Source organism: Dyella ginsengisoli LA-4, assembly GCF_000334915.1.
In the GTDB taxonomy this organism is placed as follows: Bacteria; Pseudomonadota; Gammaproteobacteria; order Xanthomonadales; family Rhodanobacteraceae; genus Dyella_A; species Dyella_A ginsengisoli_A.
Genome location: NZ_AMSF01000010.1, coordinates 61,137 through 87,278, shown reverse-complemented (window position 1 = coordinate 87,278; position 26,142 = coordinate 61,137). Strand labels below are relative to the sequence as shown.

Genomic DNA, 26,142 nt, shown 5'->3' with positions numbered 1-26,142 from the left:
TGGCCGCTTACCCGGCGCGATGCGGCGGCGGCGGCAGCACGAAGTCGCGCCAATCGTTGGGATTGCCCGACTTGCCCGCTTCGGCCGCCTTGATGATGTTGTAGGCCTCGCGTGCGGTCACGTAATGCAGCACGTGCCGCTTGCCGTCGTTGTAGGCGCTCTCGAGATAGCTGTGCATGTCGTGCATGGCCTGGCCCAGCAGGGTGTCCATGTCGCGCTCCTGCGTGCCGTGCGTGTGCACCTTGATGAACACCCACTCCGGTCGCCCCTCGACATGGATGCCGGTACGCACCCACAGGTCGACGCGGGCGCGTGTCGGCGGGCAGGCACGCCGCACGTCCGCATTCTCGATGCGCGGAACGATGCCCTTGCGCCGCTCGGCCCAGTTCAGTCCCAGCGGCCCCTGCACGATCATCAGGTCGCCGCTGGGCGTGCCGCCCACGCGCACCGGCACGCCGGTGTCGTGCGACTTCGGACGTTCGGGGTCGTCGGTCGCGTAGTAGATCGCGTTGCTCAGGCGCGTCTGCGTGTCGCTGGGCGCCGACGGCAGGGTGAAGTCGGCGTAGCAGCCCAGTTCGCGCAGCAGGATCAGCTCGTTGTTGAGGCCGCACCAGCGGCCGTCGGCGCGCGAGTTGTCCAGGCTCCAGTTGCCATGGATGAAGCCGAAGGTGAGCTCCCCGGTGGCCGGATCGCGGCTCAGCGCGCCGTGGCGATCGTGCAGCGTCCGGCAGAAACCGGCGATGGTGCGACGGAAGTTCTCCGGCGTGTCGTCATCGTGGTGCAGGTGGATCTCGATCTCGCCGAAGCCGTCGGCGCAGAGCGCGGCCAGCTTGTCCAGGTGCTCGGGGAGGTACTCCTCCTCCGGGTAGAAGAAGCTGTGCTGAGGATGGCGACCGTCGGCATCGCGGTGTTTCGAGGCCATCGCGCGGTAGTCGGTGCACCAGCGGTCGACGCGGGCGCGCTGGGTGGCCAGATCGACCTTGCCCCAGGCCGGCTCGTAGTGGTCGACGAAACAGAACATCACGTGCACGGGCCCATCGACCCTGGGGACGCGGCGACGCAGATAGCCGCCCAGCCAGATGTGCATGTTGCGCCCGCGCAGCAACTTCGCCAGGGCGAGCAAGCCGCCGACCAGCACCACCAGCACGCCGATTGCCACGACCATCATCCGCCCTTCCCTCCGAATGCCAGTGCCAGCAGCTGCTCGGCGTTGTTGCGCCACTGCCGCTCGCGCGCGATGTACTCACGCGCCGCGGCACCGACGCGCCGGCGCTCCTCGTCGCGTGGCGCCAGTGCCAGCAGGCGCTCGATGCACGCCGGCGTATCGCGTCGCGGAAACAGCCAGCCGGTGCGGCCATCCTCGGTGACCTCGGCCACCGGCGCGTAGTCCGGCGCGACCACCGCCACGCCCATCGCCATGAACTCGAACAGCTTCATCGGCGAGCCGTACTCGTTGGAATCGGGCAACACGGCATAGTCCATGCAAGCAACCCAGCTGGCGATGTCCGGGTGCGGCACGCGGCCCGGCAGGCGCACCTGCAGGCCGAGCCGTTCACGGTCGACCAGATCGCGCACTTCCGGCAGGGTGACGCCGTCGCCGACCAGCAGCAGGGTCAGCTCCGGTGCCCGCGCCAGTTGCGGGGCGATCGCGCGCACGAAGCCGTCCACCCCGTGCCAGCGGGCGAACGAACCGATGAAGCCGCACACCACCCGGCCCTCCAGCCCGCGCTCGCGGCGCAGTGCCTCGCGGTCGAAACGCGCCGGATCGAAATGCGCCAGGTCGGCCGCATTCGGCGAAATCACGCAGGGGGCGATGTCGCCATAGGCTGCCTGTGCCTGGTCGCGGAAGTAGCTGGAGATGAACACCAGCCCGGTGCAATGACGCATGCACCAGCGCTCGATCCGCCGCGCCAGTCCCTTCATGTAGAGGGGGCGCACACGCTCGACCAGCGCCGAATCGTTGATCTCCAGCACGATCGGCACGCCGTGCCGGCGTGCCAGCCACACGGTGGCGAACAGGAACAGCGAGTAGCGCTCGTAGACCATGTCCGGCCGCACGCGCTTCAGCACGCGGCCCATCCGCACCAGGGTGACCGCGTTGTAGGCCAGCTCGGCCAGCTCGAACACCACGCCGGGCAGCCGCGTAACCAGCGAGGCCAGCCGCCCCTTGCGCCTTGGAGCGCCGCCACCCGCGGACGGGGCCTGTTCCGGATCCGCGCCGGGAAACGAGACGATGGTGACGTCGTGACCGAGACCGCGCAATGCGCCGACGATGCCGCGGATATGCACGCCCTCGACGTCGCGACCGCGGGTGCGGTGGTGGTAGATCACTCGCATGCAGCATCCTGTTCGAGGGCGTGGAAGGTCCATCCGTCCCGGCACCACGCCGGCAACAGCTCGGCCAGGGCGTGCATGCCGGCAGCCCCGTCGTCGTGCATCAGCACGATGTCGCCGGCGCGCGGAGGCTGTGTCTGCAGGCGCCTCACGACCACGGCGGCATCGTCATCGTGGTAGTCCATGCTGTCGTAGCACCAGTAGGCCAGGCTGCGGCCGCTGCGGGCGAAATGCAGCAGCAGCGGCAGCGTCACGTGTCCCTGCGGCGTGCGGATCCGGTGCCGCGCCCGCCCGTCGAAGGCCGCCAGCAGCCGGTCGGCACGTTCCAGGTCCGCGACCTGGTCCGCGGTGCTCATGTGTGCGAAACGGGTATGGCTGTAGGAATGGTTGCCCAGCAGGTGCCCGTCCCGGACGATCCGCTCGACGATCGACGGATACTGTTCGGCGTGGCGGCCCACCACGAAAAAGCTCGCCCGCACGCCATGTGCCGCGAGCAGATCGAGCAGGCGCGGGGTGTGCTCGGGATGCGGACCATCGTCGAAGCTGAGGAAGCGGCCGGTGCCGGCGCGGTCGCCGTGCGTCTGCACGATCGAGCGCGGCAGCAGACCGAGAATCTGGTGTTTCTTGGGCCGGATGTTCATGTCGGAAGCGAATTAGGGAGAGGGGAGTCGGCTGCCGCAGCCTCGAGAATGTCCGACAGCGATTGCAGATTCCGTTCCCAACTGAACTGCCTGGCGTGTTCCAGGATGCATCCAGTGTCCCATGGAAGGGCAATGGCTTCGACCAGCGCCTCGGCAAGCGCATCGCGATCACGCACCGGAACCAGCAATCCGGCCTCGTCCGGAACCACCTCGGGAATTCCGCCCACGCGCGTGGCCACCACGGGGATGCCGCAGGCCATGGCCTCCAGCACCACGTTGGGCACGCCCTCGTTGTGGCTGGGGAGGCAAAGCAGGGTCGCGGCGCGGAACCAGTCCGGCAGATCGGCATGCGGTGTCGCCCCGACCAGACGGACAGCACCGCCGAGACCGAGTTCATCGGCACGCGCGCGCAGCGCGTCACGGCACTCGCCGGCACCGACGAACACGAGCTGGGCCGCTGCTTGCGCCTTCGCGACCGGAGCAAAGGCCTCGAGCAGGTCCATGCAGCCCTTGCTCAGCTTGAGGTTGCCGACATAGAGCAGCACCGGAGCGCGCTCGGACAGGCCCAGACGATGACGCGCCTCCTGCCGCGAGCCTGGCGAGAAGCGCGCATGATCGACGCCGTTGTAGACCACATGGACCCGCGCCGGCTCGACTCCGAGCGCCACCGCCTTGTCGGCCAGCGCCCGGCTCACCGCCACCACGGCCCGCGCGCCCACCAGCGCCCTGCGGATCTGCGGCCGCCGGGCCGGGTCCTCCGCCTGCACGTTGAGGTCGCTGCCGTGCACCTTGACCACGTAGGGCCAGCCCATGCGCCGCGCCAGCCAGCCGGCGGCGGCGGCATCGGGATAGGCCCAGCTGGCCAGTACGCAGTCGTAGCGCCCGCGCAGCAGGTGCCATCCCTGCTGCGCGAGCAGCGATGCGGCCCAGAAGAGCGCGTGCAGCGAGCGGGCGACGCGCGGCAGGTAGACGAAGACGAACGTGCGCAGGCGCAGACCGGCAATCGTCAGGGGTTCGCCGGCGCCGCGTCCACGCAGACGCTCCGGCAGCGGCACCGCGGTGATCACCTCCACCTCGTGGCGCTGCCCCAGGCGCTCGAACTGCTGGCGGTTGAAGGCGCCGCGGTGAGGATCCCAGCGGGTCGGAAACAGATTGGTGAGGGCGAGGATGCGCAGGCTCATGCCGCAACGTCTCCCGCGTACAGGCTGGCGTAGCGCTCTGCCATCGCCTCCAGCGAGCCATGCTCGAGCACCCAGGCGCGCGCGGCGTCACCCAGTGCGGTCGCCACGTCCGGTGTATCCAGCAGTGCGCCCAGCGTCACGGCCAGCGATTCCGGCGCGCCGGCCGGCACCAGCATGCCGGTGTGCCCGTGGTGGACGATCTCGGCATTGCCGCCCACATCGGTGGCGACGATGGGCAGCGCGCTGGCCGACGCTTCCAGCAGCGCCATCGAATAGCCCTCGCTGACCGAAGACAGCGCGAACAGATCGAAGCCCTGCAGCAGTTGCACCACGTCATTGCGGTCGCCGAGGAAATGCACCGCCGATGCCACGCCCTCCAGCCGGGCGCGGTCTTCCAGGTCGTCACGCAGTTCGCCCTGGCCGACCAGCACCAGCGCCGTATCGGGTCGGGTTGCATGCACGCGGGCGAAGGCGCGGATCAGGCTGTCCTGGTCCTTGGCCCAGTTCAGCCGGCCGACCGTACCGATCAGGCGGGTCGTCGGCGCCAGGCCCAGGGCCTGCTTCAGCGCCATGCGGGCGGCTTCGCCGGCGGCGGCGAAGCGCTCGACGCGGATCCCGTTGGGGATCACCACCGCGCGCGACTCGGGCACCAGGCCACGCGCCACCGCGTCGCGGCAGGCGGCCTCGCAGACGGTCACCACCGCGTCGGTGTGCCCCATCGCGGCGCGATACAGCGCATCGCGACGCGACGCGCTGGGGCCGGCTCCCATGCCGTGCCGGGTGTTGATCACGCGGCGACGCCCGGGCAACCCCAGCGTCGCCAGCACCGCCTGGTAGTGCGCGGCGGCGTTGTGGGTGTGCAGCACTTCGGTGCGATGATCGCGCACGGCACGGCGCAGGCGGTACAGCGCGCGCAGGTCCGGCCCCCTGCGTTTGCCGCAGACCCGCAGCGGTACGCCGAGGGCATCGAGCTCCCCGGCCAGCGAGCCGGCCTCGAATACGCACACGACCTGGGGCGTCAGGCCCTGACGCTGCTGCAAGCCGACCAGGTCGAGCACCATCCGCTCGAGCCCGCCGCGGTTGAGGTTTTCCACCACGTGCGTGACGTTCACGGCGCCCCCGTGGCACGCGCGTCCGGCGGCAGCTCGGAGACGGTCACCCGCAGCTTGCCGCTGGGCGTGAGCGGGATGTCGTCGACGAAGTGCACCTGAAGCGACACGCTGTCGCCGAGCTTCTTGCCCACCTCGCGACGGATGTAGGCCAGCGAGGCCTCGTCGAAACCGTCGGTGCGCACGATCGACAGGTCGAGCCGATCCAGCTGGCGCTGCACCAGCTGGAAGCGCTCCACCCCCGGCACGTCCTTGAGCATGTGCGGGAAGAATTCGCCCGGCAGCACGTGGCCGGCCGGCGTTCGGATCGCATCGAGCACCCGACCGTCGACACGCTCCACCAGCGGCAGGCCCCGCCCGCAGGCGCAGGTGCGCTCGGACGGCGTGGCCGCGTCGCCGTTGGCATAGCGCAGGAACGGCATGCCGTAATTGAACAGGTCGGTGACCACCACCTCTGCCGGACCGTGCCCGCCGGGCATCGCCTCCAGCTCCACCAGCAGGTGGTCGGCGTTCACGTGCAGGCCGTGGCGGTGCTCGCACTCGGCGGCGATCAGCATGAACTCGCGACAGCCGTAGGTGTTGAACGCCGGGCAGCCGAACGCACGCTCCAGCAGCTCGCGCTGGAACCCGTGCAGCGCCTCGGCTGCACCGAGGATCGCCACCGGCGCATGCACGCGACGCCCGGTGGCGAGCATCCACTCGGCCAGGCGCACCAGCGGCCCGACGTAGGAGACGATGATCTCCGGCCGGTAGCGGTCGATCGCCGTGGCGTATTCGGCCATGGTCGCCTCGCTCATGCCGAAGCTGTCGACCATCCGGCGCGCAAACGCGGCGTTGTAGAGGCGGTCCTTCAGCAGCTTGGAGCGACTGGGCTGACCCACCGCACCGCCCCACAGATACAGCGTGCGCCGGCCCATGCGCGCACCGGCCCAGCCGTAGCCGCGCCACATCACCGCGGTGCGGCGGTCGTTGCTGCCGCGATCGCAGCCGAAACGCAGCGGCTCGCCGGTGGAGCCGCCGGTCGCCTTGTAGACCATCTGCCCGGCCAGCGATGGCGCCTGCAGCTCGGCGAAGTGTGCGCGGATGTCGGCCTTGGTCAGTCGCGGCAGACGCGCGTAGTCGGCGAGGCTGCGGATGTCGTCGGGCGTCGCGCCGATCGCGCGGAAACGCTCGCGATAGAACGGCACCTCGCGGTAGCAATGTTCCAGCAAGGCCTTCAGCCGCTGCCACTGCAGCGCCTGTACCTCGTCGGCCGACAGCCACTGGTCGCGCTCGTAGTCGGCCAGCCAGCGCAGCGTGTGCCGGCGGCGCAGGCCGCTTTCGTAGGCCGGGAACAGTACGTGGCGGAAGGCCGCCTCGTAGATCCGCGCGAACACCGGGGCGCTCATGCCGCCCGCTCCGCCCGCGCGCTGGCGCGCTCGCCGGCGCGCAGCAACAGCCGGTGCAGGGGCTGCGGCCAGTTGCGCGCGAAGCGCGCGTGCAATTCCTGCAGCTGCGCGATGTCGCCCTGATTCCAGCACGGCAGCAGCAGGGTGAGTACCCCATAACTTCCCAGCACGACCACTCCTCCCAGCAGCACGGTCAGCAACACGGGCATCCGGAGCAGCAGCACCGGCAGCGCGACCAAGGCGGCACCGGCCGCAGCCAGCGCCACCGCGGCCAGGCGCCGGCCGTCCAGACGCGCACCGCTCACCCGCAGGCCGATCAGCACGTAGGCGGTGGTGCTGGATACCGCTTCGGTCAGGATCGCCACCATCGCGCCCCGCAATGCGAACTGGTGGATCAGCAGGGCGTCCAGGCTGAGTTTGATCACACCGAACACCACCACCATGACGAGAATCGTCTGCTGCCGGTCCGCACTCACCAGCAGGCTCGTCGCTCCCTGGTTGGCGGTGGCGATGGCGCTGGCCAGGATCGCCACGGCAAACACCGGTGCGGCGGCACCGTAACGGCTGCCATAGAGCAGCTGGATGATCGGTGCAGCGAAGCACACGCCGAAGATCACCACCGGTGCGCACAGCATCACCAGGTAGGTCGTGACCGCCACGAACTTCTGCGCGGCCTGGTCGCGCCCGCGACTGAGCGCCTTGGACATCATCGGCAGCAGCACTGCGGCGAACACTCCGGGCACCAGCAGCATCATGCCGGTCGCCAGCTGATAGGCGACCTTGAAGTAGCCGGCGTCGGCCGAGCTGGCGAAGGTATTGAGGAAGACGATCTCCACGTCGCTGGTGATCAGGAAGCCCACCACGATGGTCACCGAGACGATGCGCAGATGGCGGCGGATGCGCTGGTTCAGCTCACTGGCCATCGGTGCTGCTGGCGGCACCGTGGCCACCAGCCGCCGCGCCTGCCACCAGGAAATGCCGAGGAAGATCGCACTGGAAGTGGCGTACACCACCAGGAACCAGAACATCGGCGCCTTCAGCAGTACCGCGCCGACCACCAGAGCGAGGTTCAGCGGCGCGGCAACCATCGATACCCGCGCCGTGGCGTCGAAGGCTTCGAAGCCCTTCGCCACGGCGATGTTGAACATGTAAGGCGCACGCATCGCCACTGCGGCGGCGAGCAGCAGGAACTCGGCCAGGTCAGGTGTGTTGGCCCAGCGATGCCCGGCCAGCGCCAGGCCCGCCCCGGCCAGGCCGACCACCAGCACCATGTGCCAGGCCTGCACCCGGCGCATGTAGCTCAGCAGCGGGCGGATCATCGCCTCGTTGCCGTTGCCGCGGAACTCGGAGATGAACTTGATCACGCCGGTGGTGATCCCCGAGTTGGTCACCACGATGCCGATCGCGGCGAACCAGATGAACATGCTGTACACGCCGTAATGACCCGGCCCCAGGTGCCGGGCGATCACGATCGACGCGACCATGCCGAGGAAATACTCGGCGTAGATCCCGATCGACGAGAACGCGGTGTTGCGAAGGGTATTGCGACGGTCGTTCATTCGGAATGCAACAGGACGGCGACGAGGACGAAGAAGAACGCGATGCTGCCGATCGCCGCGGGAACCCAGGTCCACCACGAGCGGCCCAGTCGCATCGGCGGCAGGTCCGGGACCCGGCGACGGATGCCGACATAGGCGCCCACCACGATGGCCAGGGTGAGATAGAGGATCACGGTGTAACTGCGGCTGAGGAAGAATGCCGCGGTGAACAGGCCGCACAGCGACAGCAGCAGCGTGCGCGCGATGGTCTTTTCGGCGGGCCAGTCGATCCCGTGCTCGTGCAGCACCTCCTCCGAGGGCTGGTGCCGCAGCACCTGGCGCAGCATCAGGAAGCTGTAGCCGACCAGGGCCAGCCAGGTGACGTAGCCGAAGAAGCCGGTCTCGGCCAGCACCAGGATGAAGGAGTTGTGCGCAGTGAGGTAGTTGTAGTCGGTGAAGTTGCCCGCGCCCACGCCGAACAGCGGATGGGAGGTGAACATGTGCAGGCCTTCGTACCAGGCGTCCACGCGACCGGCGGCAGACTCTTCCCCGGCATCCAGTTCGTCCATGCGCGAGGACAGCATGCGCATGGCCACCAGCCCGATGCCACCGAGCATGCCGGCCACCACCATGCCGCGCCGCATCCAGATGTAGACACCGCCCTCCATCAGCAATGCCAGCATCGCGCCGCGCGAATTGGTGAGGTAGACGCCATAGAGCAGCAGGCAGGTGCCGGCCAGCCACACCAGCCGCATCAGGAACCGCGAGCGGCCGGCCATGTACACGGCCATCGGCACCGCGGTGACGAACAGCAGGCCGAGGTCGTTCGGGTCGTTGAAGATGCCCACGTACTGGATGCGCCCGTCCTCGGACAGGCCCATGCCAGTCCAGCCCACGCCCAGGTGCTTCTGCTCCACGCCGTGCAGCGCCAGCACGCATGAGCAGAGCGCGAACACCGCGAACGTGGCCGACACCCGCTTCTGGCTGGCACTCACCCCCGCCGCGAGAATCGCGAAGGCGACGATCACCGGCGCGAAGCCGCTGAGCTGCTCGATGGCCCCGCCGATCCAGCCGTTGGCGACCTCCGACATCATCAACGCCAGCATGAACACCGGCAACAGCACGAAATGCGGCGCCCCGAACGTCTTGTAGCGCGAGGCCATCCAGGCCAGCAGCGCCATCGCCAGCACGATCGGCAGCAGCGGGAATCCGGCCAGCGAAGGCAGGTAGTCCTGGGGGCGCAGAATGGTCAGCGAGAGATAGAGGATGATCAGCGGAAACATCAGGACTCCCCGGCGGAAGCGCCGGTACGACGGGCCGTGGGGTAAGCCATCAGGCCGGGAAGCGAAACCATGGCGGCGAACCAGCCTGGGCCCATCTGGCGCTCCACCGGCAACCGGTAAAGGGCGTAGCGGTTCACCGCGGGATCGGGATTGGTACCGCTGATGTAGCTGCAGGCGAGCCGGTAGCCTGCGGCGCGCGCCGCCTCGATCACCCGTGCGTCGAACGCGCGATCGCCGCCGACGGGATACGACAACAGGCTCGGGGCGCTGCCCAGCTCGCGCTCCAGCACCCGATGCGACTCGGACAACTCCCACTCCAGCTCGCCCTGCGGCAGCTTGGCCAGCATGCGATGGGTGACGCCGTGCGACCCGATCTCGAAACCGGCCTGGTGCATCTCGCGCAGCTGCGACCAGCCCATCGGGCGGCAATCCGCCACGGCGCGGTCGCGCGGCATGTTCCAGGCCTTCTCCAGCCCGGTGATCAACGCGGCCTGCGCGGCATCGTCGAGACTTTTCAGCCGGTCGAGCAGGTTCTCGACCAGTTTGCGCCGCAGGTCCCGGCCCGCCGGCAGCCGCACGTCCAGACCCACCTCGGGCAGTTGCAGGCGCGGCTCGGTCGAGCTCAGCACCATGTGTGCCAACCAGTCATAGGCAAACGGCAGACCGTCGTCGACGTGTCCGGTGGAAACGAAGAAGGTGGCCGGCACACCGAGCTCGCGCAGGATCGGGAACGCGACACGGTAGTTGTCGTCGTAACCGTCGTCGAACGTCACCGCCACCGCATTGCGGGGCATCGGCTGACCGGCCTCGATGCGCCTGACCACCTCACCCAGCGAGATCGGGTGGAACTTGCGCCTGAGCAGCAGCATCTGCTCGCGAAAGCGCTCGGCCGAGGCACTGACAACTTCGAGGTCGAACTCGAAAAGCTCCGGGTCGGGCAAGGTGATTACACGGTGATAGGCGAGGATGCGCAGGTCCCGGATCCGCCAGCCGCGCACCTGGCGCAGCGGCCCCAGCAACCCGGTCCGGTAGCACCACGTGCCCAGCCGTACCCGCAGGTCGCCGCGCCAGGGAATCACCTTGCGGACGCTCACCATAGGTGCAGGCGCCGGTTGCGGGCGAAGGTCAGCAGGGCCAGTGCCGCGTACGCGTTCATGTAGAAGAAGGCCACGCTCAGGCGCACCGGCAACCAGCGACCCAGCACCGGCAGCAGACGCGACGCCAGCACCATGGCCACTCCGGCAAGCAATGCCACCAGGGTCAGCGCGCACCACACATGCCGCGTGGCCAGTACGGCGGCGGTCAGACCCAGCAGCAGGACCATCCACGGCGCGGCCAGGCGCAGCAGCTTGTGGCTGACGAAGCGGAACCACAGCGGATTGCGCCCGGGCCGCAGCAGCCAGGGAGACAGCTGCACCAGCTGGAAATTGCCCGCCAGGGTGCGGATCTTGCGTCGCTTCTCCTGCACCGGCTCGGCCGACGGACGATCCCAGGCGCGCGCGCGCGGCTCGAACACCACGCGCCAGCCGGCACGGGCCGCGCGCATGGGCACCAGCACGTCGTCCAGTACCGTCCCCTCCGGCAGCGGCTGGAACACCTCGCGACGCATCGCGTACAGGGCGCCGCTGACTCCGATCATCGAGCCGGATGCGCTCTCGCTGCGTCGGATCAGGGTCTCGTAACGCCAGTAGGCATCCACGCTGCGCGCGAAGCCCGTCTCCGGGTCCTCGAAACACAGCTCGCCGCCGACCACACCCACCTCCGGATCGGCGAGGTTGGCGACCAGCTCGCGCAGCGCCTGGGGCTCCAGGCGCTGGCGCACGTCGAGCATCAGCAGCACCTCGCCGCGGGCCGCCGCGATGGCGTCGTTGAGACACGCCGCCTTGCCGCGTCGCCGGACGAACTCCAGCACGCGCACCCGCTCGTCGCCGAAGCGTCGGCAGCGCTCGGCCGAGTCGTCCTCGCAGCCATCGCAGACCACCACGATGTCGATCAGACCCGGCGGATAGTCCAGCGCGGCGAGATTGGCCAACCGCGCCTCCGCCTGTGCCCCGGCGTTGTGAACGGCAACGACGATCGATACCGTCGGCGTCCACTCGCCGCGGCGCACCGGGCGCGGGCCCCAGCGTGCCTTCGCCACCACCCAGGCCGGGTAGCCAACGAAGGTGTGCCCCAGCGCCAGGGCACATAGCCAGAACAGCCCGTGCAGATAAGTCATCGACCGTGCTTCCCACCGTCTCTGGAGCGCCCGAACAGGCGCGACATCCGCGCACGCAGCGAGCTGTCCGGCGCTTCGGGGGACGCCTCGGCCGCTTCGGCCGGCTCCGGCAGTGCCGCGGCCAGCGCCGCCAGCGTACTGGTCGCCACGTCGAGCAGGTTGATGCGCACCCCGGTCTCGCGCTGCACGCGCGTGGTGAAAGCCACCGCCAGCAGCGAATGCCCGCCGACATCGAAGAAGTTGTCGCTGGCCCGCACGGTCGGTGCGCCGATCAGTTCGCGCCACAGCGAGGCCAGATAGGCCTGGCGGGGATCGTCGAACACCGCCGGCGCGGCATCGACCGATGGCGACTCGGGCGCTGCCGCCGGTGCCGGCAGGGCTTTTCGGTCGATCTTGCCGTTGGCCGTCTTCGGCAACCGGTCCAGCACCTCCACCATCTGCGGCACCATGTAGGCTGGCAGCTTCTCGCGCAGCGCGCCGCGCAGGCGCTCGGACACCTCCAGCCGATCACCGTCGACCACTGCATAGAGCACCAGGCGCAGATCGTTCTCCCCGAAGCGATGCGCCACCACCACGCATTCGCGCACCGACGGATCGGCGCCGGCGACCGCCTCGATGTCGCCCGGTTCGATGCGGAAGCCGCGGATCTTGATCTGATGGTCGACGCGGCCGTGGAAATACAGCACGCCGTCTCGCCAGGCACCCAGGTCGCCGGTGCGGTACATGCGCCCGCCGCCGGCGTGGAACGACTCGGGCACGAAGCGCTGGGCGGTCAGCGCGGGCTCTCCCAGGTAGCCATCGGCCACGCCGTCGCCGGCGATCATGATCTCCCCGATCACCCCGGGCGGCACCGGCTGGCCACGGCGGTCGAGCACGTAGATGCGCGTGTTGGCGATCGGCCGGCCAAGCGGCACGACCTCCACCCCCGCGTCGATCGGTGCCACGGTGGACCAGATCGTGGTCTCGGTGGGACCGTACAGATTCCACATGCCACGGCAACGCGCGGCGAGCGAGCGAGCCAGCGCCAGCGGCAATGCCTCGCCGCCGACCAGCAGACGCAACCCGGCGAAGACGCTGTCGTAGCCGATCTCCTCCACCAGCTTGAGCAGCGACGGTGTGGTCTGCAGCACGGTGCAGCCGCTGCGCTCGATCAGCTCGCACAAGGCCTGCGGGTCGCGGTGATCGGCCTCGGTGGCCACCACCACCTGGCCACCGCAGATCAGTGGCAGGTACATCTCCAGGCCGGCAATGTCGAACGAGAGCGTGGTCACCGCGCAGAGCACGTCATCGGTGGCGAACCCCGGATCGCGCTGCATCGAGCGCAGGAAGTTCACCAGGTTCCGGTGCAGGATGCGCACGCCCTTGGGCTGGCCGGTCGATCCGGAAGTGAACAGCACGTAGGCCTGATCGTCGCCGTGGACCGCCGGCAGTTCGCCGCCGTCGTCCGGTTCGCGCATCAACTGCGTCACTTCCAGCAGTTGTGCCCCCTGGCGCAGCACCTCCGGCACGGCACCGGCCGGTCCGCAGAGGATGGAGCGGACAGCGGCCTTGTCCGCCATGTAGCGCAGCCGCTCGGGCGGGAACTCCGGATCCAGCGGCACATAGGCGGCGCCGCTGCGCAGGACGCCGAGCACGGCCACCAGCATGTCCACGGTACGCGGCACGCATACGCCGACGTAGTCGCCGCGACCGATGCCGCGCCGCCCCAGCGCCAGCGCCAGCGCACGGGAGGCGGCATCGAGGCCGGCATAGTCCACCGAGATGCCGCTGCCGCTCACCGCGGTGCGGAACGGATGCTCGCGCATGGTCGCACCGACCAGCTCGACCAGGGACTGCCGCCGGTCCAGCGGCGCGTCGGTATCGTTCCAGCCTTCAAGCACCAGGCGGCGCTCCGCCTCGTCCATCAGCACGAAGTCGCCGATCGCCTGCTCCGGCCGCGCCGCGCCCTGGCGCAGGATCCCGCCCAGGTAGCCGCTCCAGCGCTCGATCGTCGCCGCGTCGAACAGGTCCGGGTTGTAGTGGAACAGGAAGTCCAGCCGCCCTTCGTGCTCGGTGAAGTGGAACTCGATGTCCCAGTTCATGTGGCGCTTGGGCAGGTCCCCGTGGGTCACCGCGACGCCGTCCCACGGCGTATCCGCCACGGCCGGATTGAAGTTGAACAACACCTCCGCCAACGGCAGGCGTCCGGTATCGCGCGGCAGCTTCAGCGCCTGCGCGATGCGGGCGATCGAGACGTCCTGGTGCTCGCCGGCGTCCAGCAGGCGGCCCTGCACGCGCTTGACCAGCGCGCCGAACGACTCGTCCGGATCCACCGCCATGCGCAGCGGCAACGTGTTGTCCGCATCGCCGACCGTCTGGCCGTAACGGCTCACCGCCTGCCCGGCGAAGGGGATGCCGCAGACCAGGTCGTCCTGTCCGGACAAACGCTGCAGCAGCGCGTAGAAGCCACCGAGCAGCAGCGCGAACAGGGTGACCCGCTGCGACCGCGCCGCCTCACGCAGGGTCCTGGCCACGTCGCCGTCCAGATGGCCGCCCAGAGTCGCGCCGCGGAAGCCGCCATCGCGCCCGCGCGGACGGTCCAGCGGCAGCGCCAGCGGGTCGGGCAGCGTGCGGTACTGCGCCTGCCACCAGTCCAGCGACTCGCGACCTTCCGCGCCGTCGCGGCGCGCGCGTTCGTCCAGCACGAACCGGCGCCAGGCATCCACCGACGGCCACGCCGGCGCCGCGCCCTGGCGGAAGGCGTTGTACCCCGTGGCCAGCTCGCGCAGGAACACGCTGAGCGACCAACCGTCCATCACGATGTGATGGGACACCATCACCAGGGCGTGCTCCTGGTCGGCGAGCTTGACCAGCCAGGCGCGCAGCAGGGGCGGCTGCAGGCGGTCGAACGGGCGTGCCGACTGCTCGGCGACAAAGGCGTCGAGCCGCTGCTGCCGATCGGCGCCACCACTGAGATCGAGCGACTCAAGGCGCACCGCGGCGGGCGGTTCGAACAGCTGCCCGCTGCCGTCCTCGGCAAAGCGCATCGAGAAGATTTCGTGGCGTGCCACCACCGTGTCGAAGGCGCGCCGCAGCACATCGACGTCCAATGGACCCCGGAAGCCGAGCTGCGTCGATTCGTTGAAGGCCGGCGCGATATCGTCGCTGAAGTGCATGCCCAGCCAGCGCCCGAGCTGCGCGTCGGTAAGCGGCACCTTGGCCGGAAGTCGATCGGTCTCCGGCGCGGGCGCGGGCATGGCCGCGGCATGACGCGGCAGCAGCATGCCGGCGCCCAGCAGGTCGTCCACCGACTCGGTGACGGCGGCGACGATGCACTCGACCTCGGCATCTCCATGCGCCACGGAGAGGAAGCAGTTGAACTGCTCGAACACATGCAGTCCGGCATGGCGCAGCCGGTACCACAGCAGGCTGGCGAACGGCTGGCCGTCATCGACGCGCAGCTTCCACAACGAGCTGTAACCCACGGCCGTCACCGGGGCCTGGCGCGCGTCGAAGAGCGCATTGAGCCGCGCCACCATGTCCTGCGTGCGCGCGTTGAGCGAGGCCTGCAACTGCGGCCCCTGTTCCCGGATCCACTGCAGCGCGGCCTTCGCCGCGGCCAGCGCCAGCGGATGCCGCACGAAGGTGCCCGCGAAATAGGTCACGCCTGCGCCCGGATAGCTGTCGTCGCCGAATTGCCAGAAGCCGCCATCCAGCGCATCCATCCATTTCGCGCTGCCGGCGATCGCGGCGAACGGCAGGCCACCGCCAATGATCTTGCCGTAGGTGGCCAGGTCCGCGCGCACGCCGAACGCCTCCTGCGCGCCACCCGGGGCCATGCGGAAGCCGGTGATGATCTCGTCGAAGATCAGCGCGCAGCCGGCCCGGTCGCACAGGCCGCGCAGCGACTGCAGGAACGCCTTCGGCTGCAGCTCCGGATGTTTGCTCTGCACCGGTTCGACCAGCACTGCGGCCAGTTCGTGGCCACGCTCGCCGATGATGCGCAGCGCCTCGTCGGTGCCGTAGTCCAGCACCAGCACGTTCTCCACCGCGTTGGCGAGGATGCCCGGCGCCGCGGCGATCGAACGCAGCGTGCGGGTACCGCGCACGATCACCTCGTCGAAGATGCCGTGGTAGGAGTCGCGGAACACCACGATGGTCTTGCGGCCAGTGACCGTGCGCGCCACGCGCATGGCGCCCATCACTGCTTCCGAGCCGGTGTTGCAGAAGCCGACGCGGGCCATCCCGGTCATGTCGCTGATCAGCTGAGCCACCTCGGCGGCCAGCGGGTGCTGCGGACCGATCTCGACGCCGGTATCGACCTGCGCATGCAGCGCAGCGGTGACGAACGCCGGCTGGTAGCCGAGGAAGTTCACGCCGAAGCCGTTGAGCAGGTCGATGTAGGCGTTGCCGTCCAGGTCCCACAGCCGGGCGCCGAGGGAACGCTCGACGGTGATCGGGTAGACCAGTTCCTTCCACTGCGGATTGAAGCCGGTCACCACGCGGGGATCGGCCATCAGCGCGCGATGCTGCTGGGCGAAGTCCTTCGAGCTCCGGGTACGCCGGCAGTACGCCTCGGTGAAGGTTGCCAGCCAGGCGCGCTGCGCCGGCGAGAAATCGCCATGGCGGTCGGTGGTGATGCGCGCGGACGCGCCGAACGGGCGCTCCTTCAGGTTGGCCGGGGCCAGTTCGTCGCCCGCCACGGCCGGCAGTGCCGGTGCAGCGATCGGAACCGATCCGCCAGCCTGACCGCCCGGCGGCTGCCCGGACAGGCTCGCCAGCAGGGCGCTCTGCTGCTGCAGCAATGCCATCTGGTTCTGGATCAGCTGGGCCAGTGTGGAAGGCGCGGCCACGCCTGCCCCCTGACCCTGGACCGGAGCCGCGGCGATGGCTGCCGCCGGCAGCGCGTCAGGCGGCAGGGTGGCGTCGAGCATCCCTGCCAGGTTTCCGATGCTGTCCACGTCCTCCATCAGGCGGCGGAACTTGATCTTCACGCCATAGCGCTGCTCGACCGCGAGCGCGGCCTGGGTCAGGGACAGCGAGTCGAAACCGAGGTCGAGGAAGCTCTCGGCATCGTGCCGCGCATCCAGCGGCTCGCCGCCCAGGTTGCCGAACAGCTCGCGCAGTTCGACAGCCAGCCGCAGCGGTCGTGGCACGGTACTCGGGGAAGGTGCGGCGGACGGCATGCTTGCGGTTTCCTCCGGGGATGGCGAGGCCGCGGACATGGTCGCTGCCGCCGGTGTCATGTCGATGGCGGCGGGCGCGGTCGCCGCCGGCTCGACCCAGTAACGCTTGCCGTGGAACGGGTAGCCGGGCAGCGACACGCGACGCCGCGGCACCTCGCCGTGAAGGGCCGGCCAGTCCGGGGCGAGTCCGGCGCACCAGCATTCACCGAGCGCCCGCAGCACCTGCTCCTGGGCGTCGCCTGCGCGCGAGGCCGGCCCAAGGCTGGCCACCACCCTGCCGCGCCCGTCGAGCATGCCGCGGACCAACCCGCTGAGTGCCTGGGACGGGCCGGCCTCCAGCAGCAACGCGGGGCCCTGTTCGAGCACATGGCGCACGGCATCGGCGAAACGCACCGGCGCGCGCAGCTGCCGGCACCAGTAGTCGATCGAGGTCGCCTGTTCCACGGTGACCGGCTGGCCGCTGACGCAGGAATAGAAGATCCGCTCCGGCGGGTGCAGCGCGACGCCATCGAACGCCCGGCGGAACAACGGCAGGGCGCCCTCCATCAGGTGGCTGTGGAAGGCATGGCTGACCCGCAGCCGGGTGCAGGCGACGTCCTCGGCAGCCAGGGTGGCGGCGAACGCCTCGATGGCCGCGTCGGTGCCGCCGAGCACGGTCTGTGTCGGCGCATTGCAACCGACGATCTCCACACCCTGCGGCAGGCGAGCGCGCAGCGCGTCGGCGTCCTCCCGCACCACCAGCATCGCGCCCGGCGGCTGCGCGAACATCGCCGCGCCGCGGGCGACCACCAGCCGCAACGCGTCCTCCAGCGAAAACACGCCGGCCCGGCAGGCAGCCACGTATTCGCCGATGCTGTGGCCGATCATCACCGCCGGATGCAGGCCCCACGCCGCCCACAACTCGGCCAGCGCGTACTCGACCACGAACAGTGCCGGCTGGGTGAATCGCGTCTCGGCCAGCCGTCGCGCGGCCTCGTCCTCGCCCTCCGCTGCCGGCAGGATCAACGCACGCAGGTCTTCACCCAGCAAGCTGCTGGCGAGCGCGCAGCCACGCTCGAATGCATGACGGAACACCGGCTCGTGCTCCGCCAGTTCCCTTGCCATGCCTGCGTGTTGCGCTCCCTGGCCGGGGAACAGCATCACCAGCGATGGCGGTTCCGCCGGTGCGACGTGCGCGGCGATCCGGGGCAGGCGCTCGCTTGCCTGGTGCACATCGGCGGCAACCACGAAACCGCGCGCGGCCATTGGCTGCCGGCCCATCGCCAGCGTCCAGGCCACGTCCGGCAGCGCCGGAACATCGTCGTCCGCCAAGGCCACCGCGAGTTGCTCCGCGCGTCGCTGCAACGCCGCCTCGTCGCGAGCCGAGAGCGGCAACAGGTTCAGGCGGCGCCCCGGCCCCGATGCGGGCATCGGTGGCGCCTCCTCCAGGATGACGTGGGCGTTGGTGCCGCCGACACCGAAGGAGCTGACACCGGCCCGCCGCGGCTCGCCGCCGCGGGGCCAGGCGATCTGGCGGTCGGCCACCCGGAACGCGCTGGCGGAAAAATCGATCTGCGGATTCGGCGTGCGGTAATGCAGCGTCGCCGGGATGCGCTCGTGGTGCAGCGCCAGCGCCGCCTTGATCAGTCCGGCGATGCCGCTGGCGGCATTGAGATGGCCGAAGTTGCTCTTCACCGAGCCGAGCCAGCAGCTCCCCGGCGCAGCACCATCCTCGGCGAAAGCGCGGTCGAGCGCGGCAACCTCGATCGGATCCCCCAGCGGCGTGGCGGTGCCATGGCCTTCGACGTAACCGATCGATGCGGCGCTGACGCCCGCGCTGTCGAGCGCCTGGCGGATCACCGCGGCCTGTCCGCGCACGCTGGGCGCGCCGAAGCTGGCCTTGTCGCCACCGTCGTTGTTGACCCCCACGCCGCGGATCACCGCGTAGATGGTGTCGCCGTCGGCGACCGCGTCGGCCAGCCGCTTGAGCACCACGGCACCGCCGCCGGAGGAGAACACCGTGCCGGTGGCCGCCGCGTCGAATGGCCGGCAATGCCCGTCCTCCGACTCGATGCCTCCGTCCACCGGGACATAGCCCGACTCCTGCGGCACGACGATGTTTATCCCGCCGGCCAGCGCGAGATCGCACTGGTAGCTCATCAGCGCCCACCAGGCCTGTGCCACCGCCACCAGCGAGGTGGAACAGGCGGAGTGAATGCTCAGCGCGGGCCCGGTGAGATCGAGGCGGTGTGCCACGCGGGTGGCCACGTAGTCCTTTTCGCTGGCGATCGCCGCGGCGAATTCGCCGGCCGCCTCCAGCAGGTCGGTCCGCGATTCGACCAGCTTCCGATACGTGTTGTTGGAGGTGCCTGCATAGACACCGATGCTCCCCGGGAAACGGGCCGGGTCGATACCGGCGTCCTCCAGTGCATTCCAGGCCAGCTCGAGGAAGACCCGCTGCTGGGGATCGATCAGCACCGCCTCGCGCGAAGCGATGCCGAAGAACCCGGCGTCGAAGCGATCGGCATCCGACAGCACGCCGCGCGCCGGCACGTAACGCGGATGCCGGGTCTGTACCGCCGGCAACCCGGGCGAGAGTTCGCCAGGCCCGAAGCGCGTGATGCCCTCCCGGCCGGCGAGCAGGTTGTCCCACAGCTCGCGCACCGAGGCCGCGCCGGGAAACCGCCCGGCCATGCCGACGATGGCGATGCCGTCGATGGCGTCCTTCTCATTCATCCGTTCGTCTTCCTGTGACGGTCGCGCAAGCGCGCAAGGGCATCGCGCTGCTGGGCGCCCCTGACCGGTGATGGCGCCGGCTGGGTGGCTGCATGACCGGCCAGCGCCTGCGCCTGCTGCCGCGCGGTCGGGAATTCGTAGACCCGCGTGGCCGACAACCCCTCCACGCCCAGCGCCTGCAGGCGCGGAAGCACCGCCATCACCCGCAGCGAATCGGCGCCGTGGTCGAACACGTTGTCCTCGGCTCGAAGCGAGGGGAGCTCGAGCAGCTCGCGCCACGCGGCAAGGATGCGCTGTTCCGCGGTCGCATGCTCAGGCAGCGTCGCCGCGGCGGGTGCGTGCGCCACCACGGACTCCGCCTCCAGCCGCTGTCTATCCGCCTTGCCATTGGGCGTCAGCGGCAGTCGGTCGTGGAGCACCAGTCGCTGCGGGCGCGCAAAGGCGGGAAGCCGTTCGGCCAGGTGCTGCTTCAGCACGTCGAGCAGTTCGGAGTCGACCGGCGCCCCGGGCCTGGCGACCAGGTGGGCGACCAGTCGGCGCCCCTCGGCACCGGCCGGCGCGACCACGGCCGCTTCGGCGACCAGCGGATGCGCAGCCAGGGCGGCCTCGACCTCGCCCAGCTCGACCCGGTAACCGGCGATCTTCACCTGGTCGTCCGCGCGCCCGAGAAATACCAGGCGGCCATCCGCCTCCCGCCGCACGCGATCCCCGCTGCGGTAGACCCGCTCGTCGCACTCGCCACCGGTGCGAACCCGCACGAAGCGCTCGGCGGTCAGGTCGGGGCGGTGTACGTAGCCATCGGCGAGGCTTTCGCCGCCGATCAGCAGTTCGCCTTCGCTTCCGTCGGGCAGCACCCGAAGCTCGTCGTCGGCCACGTAAAGGCGCACGTGATCCAGCGGATCGCCGATGTCCGGGCGATCCTGCCAGGCGGCGGAATCGCCCGACAGCGGCTTGCTGGTCACGAACACGCAGGACTCGGTCGGGCCGTACTCGTTGTACAGCACCGCATCGGGCAGCTCGGCGAACAGCCGGCGGATCGCTGGCGTGATCGCCAGTGCCTCGCCGCCGGTCATCAGGTCGCGCAGCGCGGCGGGCAGCGGTCCGCCCCCAGCGTGCGCATTGGCGATGGCGCGCAACTCCACGTAGGGAAGGAACGCCCGCTCGATGCGCTGCTCGCGCATCATCGCGAGCAGACGGAACGGATCGCGGCGGTCGGCCTCGCCGGCGAGCACCAGCGTCCCGCCGGTGGCGAAGGTGGCGAACAGGTCCCGCACCGAGGAGTCGAAGCCCAGGGTGGCGAACTGCAGGGTGCGCGCCGGCGCGGCCAGGCGCGGATGCCGCAGATGCCAGGCGACCATGTGGCCGAGCGCCCGCCGCGACAGCACGGCCCCCTTGGGACGACCGGTCGAGCCGGAGGTGAACAGCACGTACGCGGCGCACGAGGCATCGACGGTCACCGGTGCCGCCAGCGGCTCGACCGTCGCCGGCGCGTCGATGTCGAACATCGCCACGCCGAGGCCGGCCAGTTCCGCCGTCGCCGACGAGGACCGCAGCAGCATCGCCCGCGGGCGCGCGTCTTCGACCATCTGGGCCAGGCGTGTCGAGGGATAGCCCAGGTCCAGCGGAAGGTAGGCGGCGCCGGCGGCAAGCACGGCGAGGATCGCCACGACGCTGTCGAGAGAGCGGTCGCACGCCACGCCGGCCACATCGCCCGGCCCAATCCCCATGGCGCCCAGCCGCGCCGCCAATGTCATGACCCTGACGCGCAACCCGGCGTAGTCGAGGGCCCGGCTCTCGTCAGCCAGGGCAACGCGACCGGGGGACCGGTCGGCCCAGTCGAGGAAATCCAGCGCGTGGTCGTTGACGGCGGTCATGCCGATACGCCGACGGATACGTCGACGGCTGCCCGATGGCGACCGCTGCGGCCGTGGCAGGAGGCCGCGTCGCCCGCCGGCGCAGCGATCCACTCCGGCACCGTGCCGGAGCGATCGGCCCGGCCGCTTCCGGCCCGGCGGAAGCGACATGGCGGGAGACCGGGGCCGATGCCGAGCGGCACCGCCCACCCCGCCGTCTCACTCAGCGTGGGCGACCTTTCCCTCGTCACGAATCCCCCTGAAACTGACCGCCTTTAAGGTGAAGAGGCGTTACATTAGCAGTCGACACAAAACCGTGTTGCAGCTCGCATTCTAGTACGTCGCCGCTTCAATGAGGCGACATGCACGCGACAGGACAGCGGAATCGTCCGGTCGGTGCGACTTTCACATGGCTCGCCGCGATCCCGGAGAGACGGATGGCGCAGATCAACAATTTCCTTGCCATGTACGGGCGCCTCGGCCTCGATGCCGACTGCAGCGAGGCCGAGCTGCGCCAGGCCTACCGGCGCTATATCGCCGACAGGCATCCGGACCGCCAGCGCGAGCGCCCGGCAATGGAGCTGGCCGAGGTCCAGCAGGTGACCGCCATGTTCGCCGCTGCCATGGCGTTTTACCGCACGCGCGGACACCTCCCGGGATCTCCCGCCATGCGCGCCACCCCGGCACCCGCGCCGACACCTCCTCGCAAGCGCGGAAGGAAAAGGGCACACGGCCTGCTGCTGGTCACCCTGGTCGCCGCCGGACTGCTGCTCTGGCACGCATGGCCCGCCCCGACCGAAACCGGCATGCCCGCGGCATCACCGCCCCCGTCCACGCCATCCCCCAGGAGGGATGGCGCAGACGGCAGGGCGACCGTGGAGTCCTTCATCGATGCCGGATCCACGCGCCGTCAGGTGCTGGACCTCGCCGGTCAGCCGCAGCTCGACGCCGGCGATCGCTGGGACTACGGCCCGTCATGGGTCCGCTTCAAGGACGACCGCGTCGTCGACTGGTACAGCTCGCCGCTGCGCCCGCTTCCCGTGAGGTCCACCAGCACCCCCTGACTCGGAGTCATCCACATGCGCCAGGCGTGCACGATCATCGAGCCGGTCCGGGATGCGTTCGTGCCATCCCGTGCCCCATCCGGCCCCGTGCCGGCATCGCTCTTCGGAGGGTCGTACCTTGGTGGATGAAAAGAGCGCGCGCGACTCTCCCACCTCGCCGTGGGATTTCCCGCTGCAGACCCACGATTCGTGGCCGCGCCGGCTGGCCAAGGCGGCCGCCGGCTACCTTCTGGCGATCCTGCGCCCGGACATCGCACGAAAGCTGGAAGCGGGTGCAGCCCCCCGCAACCGGATCGAGCGACTGGTGCTGGCAGGACTGGTGGCCCGCTATCGGTCGTCGGGGGGCATGGATCGCCTGATGCCGCAGCACAGCCGCTATTGGGAAGGCGAATCGGCCGTGCTGTTCCACGCGGTGACCGAAGCCCGCTGCCGGGACGAGTTCCACCGCGTGCATGGCTTCGTTCCGGACATGCTCGGTCGACTGACGGAAGCCACGGGGTTGCGCTCGATCTGCGAGATCGGCTGCGGTTCTGGCGTGGTCTTGGCCGAGCTCGGCTCGGCACTCCCGCAGCTGCGTGAGCTGATCGGTCTGGATCTGTCGGCGGAGCAGACCGGGATCAATCGCTCGCGCCATCGCGACCCGCGCCTCACGTTCGCTCACGGCGACGCCTGCCAGTGGATTCCGCGGCATGCCCGTCCCGGGATGATCTTCATGACGTACGGCGGCGTGTTCGAGTATTTCGCCGAGTCCGCAATGCGCTCGCTCCTGCAGGACATTGCCTCGCTCGCCCCGGCCGCCCTGATGCTGGTCGAGCCGATCGCCCTCGATCACGACCTTGAGCGCGATTTCCACTCACGCCCTTACGGCGATGAGCTGTCGCTGTCGCACAACTACCCCCGACTGCTGGCGCAGTCCGGTTTCACGCTGCTGGAGCGCAGGGAATGCACCGATGGCGGCCTGCGCTGGCTGGCGATGACCGCCACCATCGCCCGTTCCCCCGGAATGCACGCCGGGTCGGCTGCTCAGCCACCCGGCGTGTAGGGCGTCGGATTGCCGACCGGGATCGTGCTGATCGGCAGGTTGACGTAGCCGGGCGTGTTCATCTGCACGACGCCGGCACCGGTCACGTAGAAATCCAGCACCCCCTTGCCGCTGCTCGTGAACGTGCCGCCCGGGGCGATGGTCACCACGCGCCCTCCCCCCTGGGAAGCCGGCGTGATGCTGTAGCCGGTATACGGGGCCAGCCCGGTGACCACATGGTGTGCGGATTCGGCCGGTACGAAGTAGGCGATCGTCCCGCTGATCGGCGTCCCCGGGGTGCCGGCGTTGTTGATCACCACGCTGACGCCATCGGTGCCCGCCAGTCGCACGCCGACGATGCTGCCCTGGTTGATCGTCACCGGCGACGCGGCCGCCACCGCGGCAGCCGTGCCGGAGAGATCGAATACGGTGAGCCACTGGTTGCTGGCCGCCGCGGTCGCCGGCCGCACCTGCACCTGCCACGCCTTGGTCGGGTTGCTGGCCGGATACATCGCCAGGGTGGTGGTGACCGGATTGACCGGCGTCACCACGGTCATCGCGCCAGCGTAGGTGCCGTTGTAGGTGACATCGAAGCGGGTGCCGCCGGACGAGGTGGTCTTGCTCGTGGGACTGGCCGGGAAGTGCCAGGCCATGTACTGGTCCAGCGATGCACTGCTGGCGGTCGTGCGGTCATGCACGACGAAGCGGCCGGGCCGCAGATAGGTGACCTCGCGCGACCACGCACTGACGCCCTTGCCGAGCGAGCCACCCGAAGAGCGGTACATATCCTCCAGATGGGTGGCGCGGAGATAGACGTAGTCGCTGCCGTCCTCGAACGCGCTGACCGCTGTCCGTACGCCATCGCTTTCGGTCGTGTAGGCCCCTTGCCCGTAGGCGCTTTGGACGGTCGAGCCGCTCATGCTGCGCACGTAGAACACGTTGTAGATCTGCCGATTCCCCTTGTAGGGCGTGCCGTCGAAACTGCCGTAGTTGTCGTCGTAGATGCGGCTTTCGTCGGCACTGCCGTTGGGGCTGTGCACCAGCCAGCCGGTCGCGTTCAGCAGCAGCGGCGTGGCGCCCCGCACCAGGGCAAGCGAGCCCTGGTCGAAGTATTCCTCGCCCTGGCCGGGATTGTTGACGTAAGGACCGGCGCGGAAAGACATCCAGACCGCGGCGGTGGTCCAGTCCGAGCGCGCCGAGACCGCATTCAGGCCGCTGGCGAAGTACGACAGGGGCAACGTGTCGATCGATGCCTTCGCCCCGCCGGGAGCACTCTCCAGGAAAGCCAGCCATGGTGCCGCGGGGCTGTAGCCGGACGTGGCGCTGGATACCTGGCCCAGATACTGCAGAAGCACCGGCGCCAGCGACGACCCCCAGTAGGCCGCCTCGCCGTAGACCTGCTGGAACACACTCAGCTGCGCCGTCCCCGGATCCGGAAGGCTGCCTGACGAGCGATTGGTGTCACGGTCGTCGATGTAGCCGCGCGACGGCCAGGTGAAGTGCATCAGGTATGCGGCATTGTCGGTCGGGAAGGTATATGCGGTCGAGGCGTGCACCAGATCGACCCCCGTGGCGGTCTTCACCTCGCGCGCCGGAAGGCTCATGTTGAAGATGCCCAGTGGCGCATAGTTGGCGAAGCCCTCCGGCCAGCCACCACCGGTCAGATGGAGGCGGTAGTAGGGCAGCACGCGCGCGGTGAACTGGTTGCCGTACCAGTCGTCCCACTCGGCAGGCGCCGAGGGGTTCTCGCCATAGGTGCCGATCGCGATCACCGCCTTGGCGTGGAAATAGCCCGCGTAATAGTTGCTCTGGGGGTGCGCGTACTCGAAAGCCGCACAGCCTCCGGGCTGCTCCCATGCGGTGAGCCAGGCATTGGCCGTGGTGTAGACCTGCGTACGCTGACTGCTGGAGAGCAGGTCATACAGCCAGTCGTAGCCGAGACCGAAACCCACGCCGTAGAAGCGGATGCCATAGCCGCTGTCCGTGCAGGGGTCGGTTCCCTGCCCGGTACCGAAGGGCGAGGACATCTTCATCAGGATGTCCACCGCCTTGGCGCCATAGGTCGCCGCCTGGCCGGCGTTCGTGGCACGCAGCACCTGGTAGCACATCGCTTCGGCCAGCAGGGCCGGGAGATAGTCTTCGCCCTGGTAGCCGGAACCGAGGTTGGGCAGGTTCGGGTAGGCGTTCCCGTTCGGATACTGCACCGTGCCGCCGATATAGCTGTCGCAGGTCGCCTTAAGCGCCTGCCATTCGGTGGTGTTGGCGGTTGCGTGCTGGCGCAGCGTGGCCAGCGTTGTCGAGTCCAGGATCATGCGCGGGTGCGCGGCAGTGATGGTCGGGCCCACGGCAGCCGGGGTGGCGCCACCCACCGACGCAGCCACGATGCCTGAATGGGTTCCGCTGCCGGCGGTTGTCGAGCTGCCGGACCCTGCCGATGCCGCAGCCGAGCTCCCGACCAGCACCTTTGCCGACAGCGCCATGCCAAGGCTGCTCGCCGCGGTGGGAAACAGCGCGCGCGTCCACGTGACGGCCGAAGAACAGTCACTCGCCTTACCGCGCTTGAGCACCCCATTGCCGATCGGCGTGAACCCGAGCGTCTGCCCGTTGGCGCTGCAAGGCCACCCCGCGTCGG

General features: G+C 69.5%; 15 protein-coding genes. 2 read left to right on the top strand and 13 right to left on the bottom strand.

The window, feature by feature from the left end:
• Window positions 1-7 precede the first annotated feature (7 nt).
• Genes C693_RS0101830 through C693_RS20865 form a run of 12 tightly spaced genes read right to left on the bottom strand, consistent with a single transcriptional unit; the run spans window position 8 to window position 21,446 of the window.
• Window positions 8-1,168 (bottom strand): hypothetical protein, encoded by a 1,161-nt coding sequence (locus tag C693_RS0101830; RefSeq protein ID WP_017460543.1) that lies wholly within the window; start codon window positions 1,166-1,168, stop codon window positions 8-10.
• The gene (locus tag C693_RS0101825) at window positions 1,165-2,337 is read right to left on the bottom strand and encodes a glycosyltransferase family 4 protein (RefSeq protein ID WP_017460542.1); all 1,173 of its coding nucleotides are present in this window, start codon (window positions 2,335-2,337) and stop codon (window positions 1,165-1,167) included. Before C693_RS0101825 ends, C693_RS0101830 begins: the two co-directional genes overlap by 4 nt.
• Window positions 2,328-2,975: a polysaccharide deacetylase family protein gene (locus tag C693_RS0101820; RefSeq protein ID WP_017460541.1), complete on the bottom strand. Its 648-nt coding sequence runs from the start codon at window positions 2,973-2,975 to the stop codon at window positions 2,328-2,330. Before C693_RS0101820 ends, C693_RS0101825 begins: the two co-directional genes overlap by 10 nt.
• Window positions 2,972-4,156, bottom strand: a complete 1,185-nt coding sequence (locus C693_RS0101815) for a glycosyltransferase family 4 protein (RefSeq protein WP_017460540.1) — start codon at window positions 4,154-4,156, stop codon at window positions 2,972-2,974. The genes C693_RS0101820 and C693_RS0101815 overlap by 4 nt, the downstream gene beginning before the upstream one ends.
• Window positions 4,153-5,268, bottom strand: coding sequence for a glycosyltransferase (locus tag C693_RS0101810; protein ID WP_017460539.1), 1,116 nt, complete (start codon window positions 5,266-5,268; stop codon window positions 4,153-4,155). Before C693_RS0101810 ends, C693_RS0101815 begins: the two co-directional genes overlap by 4 nt.
• The gene (locus C693_RS0101805; protein ID WP_017460538.1) at window positions 5,265-6,653 is read right to left on the bottom strand and encodes a phenylacetate--CoA ligase family protein; all 1,389 of its coding nucleotides are present in this window, start codon (window positions 6,651-6,653) and stop codon (window positions 5,265-5,267) included. The genes C693_RS0101810 and C693_RS0101805 overlap by 4 nt, the downstream gene beginning before the upstream one ends.
• A complete protein-coding gene (locus C693_RS0101800; protein ID WP_017460537.1) occupies window positions 6,650-8,212 on the bottom strand; it encodes an oligosaccharide flippase family protein in 1,563 nt (520 codons plus the stop codon). The genes C693_RS0101805 and C693_RS0101800 overlap by 4 nt, the downstream gene beginning before the upstream one ends.
• A complete protein-coding gene (locus tag C693_RS0101795) occupies window positions 8,209-9,474 on the bottom strand; it encodes an O-antigen ligase family protein (RefSeq protein ID WP_017460536.1) in 1,266 nt (421 codons plus the stop codon). The genes C693_RS0101800 and C693_RS0101795 overlap by 4 nt, the downstream gene beginning before the upstream one ends.
• The gene (locus C693_RS0101790) at window positions 9,474-10,571 is read right to left on the bottom strand and encodes a polysaccharide deacetylase family protein (protein ID WP_017460535.1); all 1,098 of its coding nucleotides are present in this window, start codon (window positions 10,569-10,571) and stop codon (window positions 9,474-9,476) included. The genes C693_RS0101795 and C693_RS0101790 overlap by 1 nt, the downstream gene beginning before the upstream one ends.
• Window positions 10,565-11,692: a glycosyltransferase family 2 protein gene (locus C693_RS0101785; protein WP_017460534.1), complete on the bottom strand. Its 1,128-nt coding sequence runs from the start codon at window positions 11,690-11,692 to the stop codon at window positions 10,565-10,567. The genes C693_RS0101790 and C693_RS0101785 overlap by 7 nt, the downstream gene beginning before the upstream one ends.
• Window positions 11,689-19,572 carry a hybrid non-ribosomal peptide synthetase/type I polyketide synthase gene (locus C693_RS0101780; protein ID WP_017460533.1) on the bottom strand — a complete coding sequence of 2,628 codons (7,884 nt, stop codon included), beginning with the start codon at window positions 19,570-19,572 and terminating at the stop codon, window positions 11,689-11,691. Before C693_RS0101780 ends, C693_RS0101785 begins: the two co-directional genes overlap by 4 nt.
• A complete protein-coding gene (locus C693_RS20865) occupies window positions 19,569-21,446 on the bottom strand; it encodes a non-ribosomal peptide synthetase (RefSeq protein ID WP_017460532.1) in 1,878 nt (625 codons plus the stop codon). The genes C693_RS0101780 and C693_RS20865 overlap by 4 nt, the downstream gene beginning before the upstream one ends.
• Window positions 21,447-21,862: 416 nt before the next feature.
• Here C693_RS20865 and C693_RS0101770 point away from each other — a divergent pair, with 416 nt between their 5' ends.
• Together C693_RS0101770 and C693_RS0101765 are read left to right on the top strand one after the other, a co-directional pair.
• Window positions 21,863-22,489, top strand: a complete 627-nt coding sequence (locus tag C693_RS0101770) for a hypothetical protein (protein WP_017460531.1) — start codon at window positions 21,863-21,865, stop codon at window positions 22,487-22,489.
• 121 nt (window positions 22,490-22,610) lie between these two features.
• On the top strand, window positions 22,611-23,531 hold the full coding sequence (locus C693_RS0101765) for a class I SAM-dependent methyltransferase (RefSeq protein WP_157798535.1): 921 nt from the start codon (window positions 22,611-22,613) through the stop codon (window positions 23,529-23,531).
• Here C693_RS0101765 and C693_RS20860 read toward each other — a convergent pair.
• On the bottom strand, window positions 23,513-25,990 hold the full coding sequence (locus C693_RS20860) for a hypothetical protein (protein ID WP_241762613.1): 2,478 nt from the start codon (window positions 25,988-25,990) through the stop codon (window positions 23,513-23,515). The genes C693_RS0101765 and C693_RS20860 overlap by 19 nt on opposite strands.
• Window positions 25,991-26,142: the final 152 nt, after the last annotated feature.